This window comes from Enterobacter sp. DC4 (assembly GCF_000568095.1).
Taxonomy (GTDB): Bacteria; Pseudomonadota; Gammaproteobacteria; order Enterobacterales; family Enterobacteriaceae; genus Enterobacter; species Enterobacter pseudoroggenkampii.
Window position 1 is genome coordinate 1,188,501 of sequence record NZ_AZUB01000001.1, and the last position, 8,067, is coordinate 1,196,567.

The 8,067-nt window shown below is 49.2% G+C and carries 9 protein-coding genes and 2 pseudogenes; 4 read left to right on the top strand and 7 right to left on the bottom strand.

What is annotated here, in order from left to right; all coding sequences use genetic code 11:
• The first annotated feature begins 103 nt into the window (after positions 1-103).
• Positions 104-1,294: a cytochrome c biogenesis protein/redoxin gene (locus tag P349_RS18400; protein WP_032647233.1), complete on the top strand. Its 1,191-nt coding sequence runs from the start codon at positions 104-106 to the stop codon at positions 1,292-1,294.
• Between the two features lie 5 nt (positions 1,295-1,299).
• Here the strand turns inward: P349_RS18400 and tam are convergent, their stop codons facing one another.
• Positions 1,300-2,058 (bottom strand): trans-aconitate 2-methyltransferase, encoded by a 759-nt coding sequence (gene tam / locus P349_RS18395; protein ID WP_024908479.1) that lies wholly within the window; start codon positions 2,056-2,058, stop codon positions 1,300-1,302.
• A gap of 440 nt (positions 2,059-2,498) precedes the next feature.
• Between tam and P349_RS18390 the strand changes: the two genes are divergently transcribed.
• Entirely contained in the window at positions 2,499-3,137 is a 639-nt protein-coding gene (locus P349_RS18390) for an acyl-homoserine-lactone synthase (RefSeq protein ID WP_024908480.1), read from the top strand.
• 14 nt (positions 3,138-3,151) lie between these two features.
• Here the strand turns inward: P349_RS18390 and P349_RS18385 are convergent, their stop codons facing one another.
• Positions 3,152-3,844, bottom strand: coding sequence for a helix-turn-helix transcriptional regulator (locus tag P349_RS18385; protein ID WP_024908481.1), 693 nt, complete (start codon positions 3,842-3,844; stop codon positions 3,152-3,154).
• Positions 3,845-4,149: 305 nt separating this feature from the next.
• Complete coding sequence (locus P349_RS18380; protein WP_024908482.1) at positions 4,150-4,734, bottom strand: NUDIX domain-containing protein; 585 nt, start codon at positions 4,732-4,734, stop codon at positions 4,150-4,152.
• An 86-nt stretch (positions 4,735-4,820) separates the two neighbouring features.
• On the opposite strand from P349_RS18380, the gene P349_RS18375 reads away from it, so the two are divergent.
• Positions 4,821-5,594 (top strand): DeoR/GlpR family DNA-binding transcription regulator, encoded by a 774-nt coding sequence (locus P349_RS18375; RefSeq protein ID WP_032647234.1) that lies wholly within the window; start codon positions 4,821-4,823, stop codon positions 5,592-5,594.
• A gap of 38 nt (positions 5,595-5,632) precedes the next feature.
• Here P349_RS18375 and P349_RS18370 read toward each other — a convergent pair whose 3' ends face one another.
• The 4 genes and pseudogenes from P349_RS18370 to P349_RS0124130 all read right to left on the bottom strand — a co-directional run.
• Positions 5,633-5,995, bottom strand: coding sequence for a DUF4406 domain-containing protein (locus P349_RS18370; RefSeq protein WP_024908484.1), 363 nt, complete (start codon positions 5,993-5,995; stop codon positions 5,633-5,635).
• Between the two features lie 137 nt (positions 5,996-6,132).
• Complete coding sequence (locus P349_RS18365) at positions 6,133-6,504, bottom strand: VOC family protein (protein ID WP_024908485.1); 372 nt, start codon at positions 6,502-6,504, stop codon at positions 6,133-6,135.
• Between the two features lie 94 nt (positions 6,505-6,598).
• Entirely contained in the window at positions 6,599-7,042 is a 444-nt protein-coding gene (locus P349_RS18360; RefSeq protein WP_032647236.1) for a PACE efflux transporter, read from the bottom strand.
• Between the two features lie 74 nt (positions 7,043-7,116).
• Positions 7,117-7,599, bottom strand: a pseudogene (locus P349_RS0124130) (NAD-dependent epimerase); the annotation flags it as partial.
• Here P349_RS0124130 and P349_RS25200 point away from each other — a divergent pair.
• Positions 7,590-7,811: pseudogene (locus P349_RS25200) on the top strand (hypothetical protein); the annotation flags it as partial. The pseudogenes P349_RS0124130 and P349_RS25200 overlap by 10 nt on opposite strands.
• Positions 7,812-8,067 lie beyond the last annotated feature (256 nt).

An 8,067-nucleotide genomic window follows, 5' to 3' on the forward strand; every position in this document is an offset into this window, starting at 1 on the left:
TACAGAGCCAGACAAAACCAGCGTTTTTACACATATCCTGAACATATCCGCACGATGAAATAGCCTCACTGCAGTGTCGCAGGACGTGTAATGTGAGGTCATTATGTTTCTGGTAATCGCTTTTCTGGGCGGGATGATAAGCCTGCTCAGCCCATGTACGCTCCCGGTTATTCCACTCCTGTTCGCCGGTTTCCAGGGGCAACGACGACATATTCTGGCCCTGCTCGCCGGGATGGTCGTGATGTTCACCCTGGTTGCGATGGTCATCACCGTCGCCAGCGAGTGGATAACAGCGGCAACCATTGTTGGGCGTTGGATCGCGCTCGTCATTCTGGCCATAGCCGCGCTGGCCTTAATTTTTCCGTCTTTCGCCCAGCGTATCGCGGGACCGGCCGTCAGCGCGGGAAATGTTCTCAACACCCGAAGCGGGCAAACGCGCGGAATGGCATCGGCTTTTCTGGCCGGGCTTGCGGTCGGGCTACTCTGGTCTCCCTGCGCGGGCCCCATCCTGGGCGCTATTTTCAGCATTAATATCGCGGGCCACTCGGCCATCGCCACGGGCGCACTGCTCGCTGCCTATGGCAGCGGATGCGCGCTGATGCTGGGCCTGCTCGTTATCGGCAGCCGCTCGCTGATGACACCGTTAAGGGCAAAGTCTGCGCTGATGGCGAAGCTCCGTCAGGGGGCAGGAGTTGCAATGTTAGCGGCAGTCGTCCTGAACGCGACGGGGATGACCTCGCTGCTGAAAGGGGCTAACGGCGTTGCAGACCGTCTTGAGACCGCGCTCTTAAATCTGGCAAAACCCACAACCGCGCCGGTGAAGCTCCAGCCGGTGGCGATCGCTGAGCCCAGCAGCCAGCTGCCTTCGTTAAGCGGGGGAACAGGGTGGATTAACGGTGACCCTGTCACGTCTGAAGCATTACGAGGGAAGGTTGTTCTGATTGATTTCTGGACGTGGGATTGCATTAACTGCCAGCACACGCTCCCGCATGTGCGAGACTGGGCCACGAAGTATCAGTCGCAGGGGCTGGTCGTGATTGGGGTTCACACGCCGGAATATCCCTGGGAAAAACCGCTTTCGTCGGTACAAAAGGCAGTAACGAAATGGCAGTTGCCGTATCGGGTTGTGACGGATAACAACTATCAAATCTGGAATGCGTTCGGCAACCAGTACTGGCCAGCGCATTATTACTTTGATGCCAAAGGGCAGCTGCGCTATACCGCCTTTGGCGAGGGTGATTATGCGCAGCAGGAAAAGGTTATCCAGCAGTTGCTCAAAGAAGCCCGCCTATAATCGGATCAGGGCTGGCGTTGAGCCACGATAAACAACCGAGGAAAAGCCAGCAGTATCTGCCCGTTTTCCTGGAGCGGATACTGCTCTTCCAGCAGTTCATGGTAGCGTTTCAGGAAACGTTTCTGCTCGCTCTCGTTCAGTTCCTGGAGCCAGGGGCGCAGGCCGGTGGCGCTTACCCAGTCAATAATGGCCTGATGAGAGCTCATTTTGTGATAATAGGTTGTCCGCCAGATATCCACGTCACAGCCAGCCTCCGACAGAATATCGTAATAAGCATGTATACCCGGCAGAGGTTCGCGGCCACGGTCCGGGTAGTCTTGCTCCAGCGCCACTTCACGCATCGCCACATGGGTGGGTTCCAGCCAGTTATCGGGCATCTGGATCGCCAGCACGCCATTTAACTTAAGCAGGGAGACAAGATGAGGCAGGAGATCGTAATGGTCCGGAACCCATTGCAGCGACGCGTTAGCATAAATCAGGCTCAGCGGCTGGCCAGGCTTGTACTGACGGATATCGGCCTCAACAAAGTGGCAGTCAGGTAAGGCGGCGCGTGCTTCCTCGAGCATGGCAGGGGAGTTATCGACGCCGGTGATGTGCGCAGAAGGCCAGCGATGCTTTAACAGCGCCGTGCTGTTACCTGGCCCACAGCCCAAATCGGCGATAGTAGCGGCTTCATCAAGAGGAATTCTGGCGAGCAACTCGGCTGCTGGACGCGTTCTTTCTGCGCCAAATTGCAGGTAAAGAGAAGGGTTCCAGTCGGCCATCATCAATTCTCCGTTTTGCATGATTCTGCAAGAATAGCACAGGCAGATACCTGCAAAGCGGTACCGGCCAGGGTTTTGGGCGGATGAAGTCAGCAGATTCTGTAAAATGAAGGGGAAGGTGGGAAAAATAAGCAATCGGAAATATTACCCCTTAAAAGATTAAGGGGCAATGTTTTTATTGTAATTACTTTATGATTATTGTTTTTTATTATTTTATCGGCAAAGTGCTTCTTATGCTCTGTACCCGAAACTTTAAATATTAGATAATCATCGATGGGTATATCCCTGGTGTTTCGTAGGTCTTTGACCTCCTGACCGCTTAGTTTTGCGAGAACTTCGTGGTCAGGTACTTTTTAAGTATAGGGAATATGCGGCACAATGAAAGCTGTCCTAAAAGACAGGTGATGATAGTTTCAGGTGTTATTATCAGGAACAAGAGCATGATTTCTGTCATTGAATTTTTTTTACACGACTACGATGATTTACCCCCAGCACTAGCGCACGAACTCTACCGACTCAGAAGAAAAACCTTTCGGGACCGACTCGACTGGAAAGTGGAATGCGTCGAAGGGATGGAAAAGGATCAATTTGATTCCCATAACACGACATACTTACTGGGTATGTATGATGGACAGCTGTTATGCGGCGCGCGATTTATTAACTCAACGCAGCCGACAATGATAAGCGAAATCTTTCACAATTATTTCGATAATCCCATTGTTTTTCCAGCCGATGTTCCCTGCTGTGAAGTGAGTCGTTTATTTTTAGATAAAGAAACACGAGATTCTGCAAGTTTGCAGGGCGTGCCCGCCAGTAAAGCATTGTTTCTTGCAATGAATATTTATTGCATAAAGAATAAATATCACGGAATGTACGCAGTAGCCAGTCGCGGTATGTATGCCATATTTCGGCATGCGAACTGGAAAGTTGAAGTTATTCAGCGCGGTGTTTCTGAAAAAGGGGAGGTTATTTACTATATTTATATGCCTGCCAGCACCCGCATTATTGAAGATATTATTAGTAAAGACAAATCCAGCCACTGGCTTCGCGAAATGCTCGGGCATTTACGCTATCTATAACCAGTGTCTGAGGGTCAGTCGTCCAGTAACCGGAGTTCTGTTCCAAGCTTTATTGCATGTCTGGCATTATTCACACCGAGTTTTTTCATTATATTGCCCATATGAAATTTAACGGTGCGTTCAGCAATAGATAAAATAACAGAAATTTCTGCATAGGTTTTTCCGGCACTGACCCATTTGAGGATTTGTCGCTCACGTGGCGACAAGAACACATTCTTTTTCTGCTGATGCTGACTATACAGATTGAGTGTCTTCTGATGTAACTGAACAAGGAAGCGTAGAAATTGCGGCCGATATTTCTCTATGTCAATACCAGAATGCTTAGGACTGATGACGGATAAGACAACAAGATTATTCAGATAGTCATGCAGAGGAAAAGTCTGCCCCTGGTATATATCATACTGAACGCTTTCGTCGAAAATGCGTGTCAGGTTATAACCATCCGACAGGACGACATCGCTTTCCCAGAAAAAGTCTTCAACACAGCGCAAAGCCCGAATAATGACAGGGTCAATGAACTGATATTTTCTTTCAAGGTAGATATTAAACCACTCAGGACTGTTATTGAGTATCCTCATCTGTGAAGGATCTTTCTTGTTCATAATAGCGTAGGCAAAGACGATCCCTTTGAAATCCTCAAAAAACGCGTCCAGCTCACTCTGAATTAGCGTATTGATCGTTATGTCGTTGTAATATGTATCCTTCACGTGAGTTGCTGCCTCCTGTTCGAGTGGAGGAGCAAGTATAATATGCTTCGTTATCTGTAGCGAGTCGCATTTTAATCCAGTCAACAGATAAGACAGGCTACCTCTGCAGGCAGCCTCGTGAACGTTTGGCATTTTTGAATGGTAAATGCAGATGACTCAGGGAAATGTTTATGATTTTATCGAATTTCGAAATCGTTCACTAAATATAGTAGGCTGCAAAATTTAGGAGGTTTCCCGCATTCCATCCGCGTATCGGACAAGCGCACCAACTCATGCACCTTCAAATCAGGATTTAAACCAGTAGGTTACAGAATACCTTTAAGGGCCACATGATAAAGCAGCATGATGGTTTTCCCGTCGACGATTTTACCCGTCTCAATGCCGCGTAATGCCTCTTCAAGCGTCATTTCCAGCACGTCGATATCTTCTCCTTCCGCCTTGATCCCACCGCCAGCGCCGGTTCTGTCTCTCGGCTGGTACTCGGCAAGGTAAAAATAGAGCTTTTCCGTAACGGAGCCCGGGCTCATATAGGCTTCGAAAATTTTCTGCACGCGTGAAACGTGAAATCCGGTCTCTTCTTCCGCTTCTGCTTTGATGCGGCTCTCGGGATCCATGTTGTCCAGCAACCCTGCAGCGGCTTCAATTAGATTGTCCTCATGGCCGTTGATAAAGACGGGGAAGCGGAACTGGCGAGTCAGGATCACCGTCTTTTTATCACGGTTGTAGAGCAAAATCGTCGCACCGTTGCCACGGTCATAGACTTCCCGCTGCTGCCGCTGCCATTCGCCATCACGTCGCTGCAGGTCGAAGGTGTATTTTTTAAGGACGTACCAGTTATCTGACAGTGTTTCACTGTTAATGATGCGCACATCTGCACGTTTTGATTGCACGTTTGTTCCTCCTTACGTAGAGTAATTATCATAAACAGCATTATCGTGCATTTACAAGATAAAACATGCAACATCAGGAATTCATGATGCTCACCAGTCAACGAAAACAATTGATCCTCGAAAAGCTCGGCGCCGAAGGTCAGGTCCAGTCAAAAGCGCTCAGCATTCTCTTTGACGTCTCTGAAGACACCATCCGGCGCGATCTGCGCGAGCTGGCGGCAGAAGGGCGCTTGCAGCGGGTTCACGGTGGCGCGCTTCCAGCATCTTCCGCGATTGCTCCGTTTGCTGAACGGCAATCCGTGAAAATGGATGCGAAAAAAAGGGTGGCCCGCAAAGGCGCGAAGCTTATTTCATCAGGCCAGGTGGTGATCGTCGATGGTGGCACGACAACGTCGGAGCTGATTACGTTTCTCCCTCCCGAGCTTCGTATCACTGTGGTGACGCACAGCCCGAGCATTGCCCTGGGGCTTGTCGATCATCCGTCCATTGAGGTGATTCTGATCGGCGGTCGCTTGTATAAACACTCTATCGTTGCGGTCGGCGCTGCGGCCATCGAAGGCATCGAAAATATTCATGCAGACCTGTTCTTTATGGGCGTGACCGGGATCCATCCTGAAGCTGGATTAACGACCGGTGATTTCGAAGAGGCGTGCATCAAACGTGCATTTTCCGGCAGAGCCGCGGAGACTGTTGTTCTGGCTTCTCCGGAAAAGATCAACACAGCGTCTTCGTTTGTGATTGGTGATGTGTCATCGGTGAATACCATCGTCGTGGAAGACAATACCGCTAAGGACTGGATCCGCGCAGTATCAGAAAAGGGGGTATCCGTCGTGTTAACCTCAGATCGTGATACTGTCTGACAGCCAGCCTGAGAGTATAGCCTGGCTGTCGGTTTTCCTTAAGCCTCAGGAATGTCCTCAAGCGCGGTATAAACCCTGAGGCCGTATTTTCTGGCGACCTCAATGTCCATATCGGCACCTTTAGATGCACCGGCGATACGATAAATTGCATCGCATTTCGCTATGAGCCGGTGAGCAACGGGGTAGAGCATCGCTTCGCTGATTTCATCACCAACGGTTTTCGAACCCGCGGCCTTTGCCAACGGCAAAGCAAGCCATTCACCTATGATCGGAATGTGACCACGCTGGTAAACGGCTAATGCTGCGCTTTCGAGACGCGCCAGATTCTCATCAATGCGCGCCTGAACGCCGTCGGTTCCGCTGCGGTAGGGGCCGGCAATTAGAATCAACTGTTGTGTCATAAATACCTCTGTCAGTGTTATTGCACGAAGTTGCACGATTACAGATCATACCATACGGGATTTATGTGGCTTAATGAAGCACTTTCGTGCATAATCGTGCAAATAGACGCATGACAGATATTTAATGACATCTGACGCTACAGACTCTGCGGCGCATGGCACACCGCCTCGATATTATGACCATCAGGCGAGATGACAAACGCGGCATAGTAATTTTCACCGTATGACCTCAACCCCGGCCCGCCGTTATCACGTCCGCCGGCGCGCAGTGCAGCATGGTAAAAATCATCAACCTGCTGGCGCGTATTGGCCACAAACGCCAGATGCAGAGGCGCGGGTTTGTCATTTGTATGGAAAAGGCAAAGTGAAACATCGCCGGAACTCATTTCTACACCATACTCCGGCGTGCCTTCATCGATGAGTTCTACACCAAGCGGGCGAAGCGCCTCGAGGAAGAAGGTTTTACTTTTTTCATAATCGCTGACGCCGAATTTCACATGATCAAACATTATCGACTCCTGAAAAGAGATAGAGAAATGAAGAGTATAGGAGGTGAGTGGAGTCGAAGATGATCAAAGGCGTGTCAATGTGACTGATATCTCGCTACATAACAGACCGTTTACGTCCAACAAACGTCCAGCGCAGATAGTCGTAAAGCCAGTTAAACAGCATCGTGTATGGCAGGAAAAACAGTACAAGACCAATCTCAACAAAAAATGCCTCAGTCATTGTAAGATTCAGCATAATCATCGCGACAGGCATTAAGGTTATGATGAGTCCCGTTTCAAAACCTACCGCATGGATCGCACGAATGAGAAATGTTCTTTCAAACTGGTATTTTTTCTGCAGGGAATCAAAGAGCTTATTAAAAATAAAATTCCAGACCGTTGCGGTAAGTGCGGATATGACGGACAACGAGCCTGACTGGAGTACCGACACATTCATCAGCCAGGCAAGTGAAAGGGCAATAATAACGTTGGCCGTCACCTCAAAAATGACAGCATGGAAGATTCTCTCTTTAACACTTTTATTTAATTCAATTTCCATTTGATTAGGGCTGCGTTTTTCAAAAGCTTAAGTATATCAGACATCTTTCAACTCTTTCTAAACAGCAGGTTATGTTAAATACAGCCCAAACCAACTAATGTCGAATGTACGGCCTCATTAAGAGGGGTCTGCGGTTCGTGACCTAAAAACCCAATCAGTTTTGAATTATCCATCTCTATTGTCTGCTCCCAAAGATAACGCATCTCCCGCATTTCATGCAGTGTGATGTTAAAGGGACTCATCGCAGAGATAAGCCACCAGGGAAACGACTTCACCTTCGCCGTAATACCGGCACGCTCCGCGACGAGCTTTATGGCGGCGGTCATCGCTGTCCCATCAGGATCCCAATACCCGCGCATATGGAAACTGGCAAACGGTTCGAGTTCATCCCGACGCGCCAACAGTGCTGCGAGCGTTTCGGCGACATCCGGCAGATAAGCCCACTGGTGGCCTGCGCCGGTTTTCCCGGGGTTTTTAATGACCTGCGGTGGATACCCCGGTTTGACCAGTCCCTGTGAAAACCAGTTGTTGCCAGCATGGGGACCAAAAATTAAACCTCATACGTGCCGGAGCAGGTATCGGTATGTGCCAGGTGCATCTGGCCGATTTTTCTCCGCCGTTACAGAGGATAATGCCTGATTTCTTTGCATTTCATCTCGACACCTGGCTGGTGATGCATGAAGATTTACGCCACAGCCAGGCCTGTAAAACGGTGTTTGATTTTCTTGCAGAGGGTTTACAGGCTTATATCAACAGGGAAAAACGGTAAGTAAACCTGGGAAGAACAGTACCGTTAAGCTGGCATGCGCTGGACGCGCTGTGAGATAGCCGGCGAAGACACTTTCAGAAGCCAGGCCAACGATGTCCGCAAAATGCCAGATTTTCCCTGATTCCATATCTGTTATTGCAAGATTAAAAAGTCACCTGTTTTAGCCAGTTTGAAATGTCACCTAAAGTGACAAATCTACATGAGTTATCTTTGTCCGTGTTCGGTCAGAATCATCACTTCTTGTTCGATTTTTGAT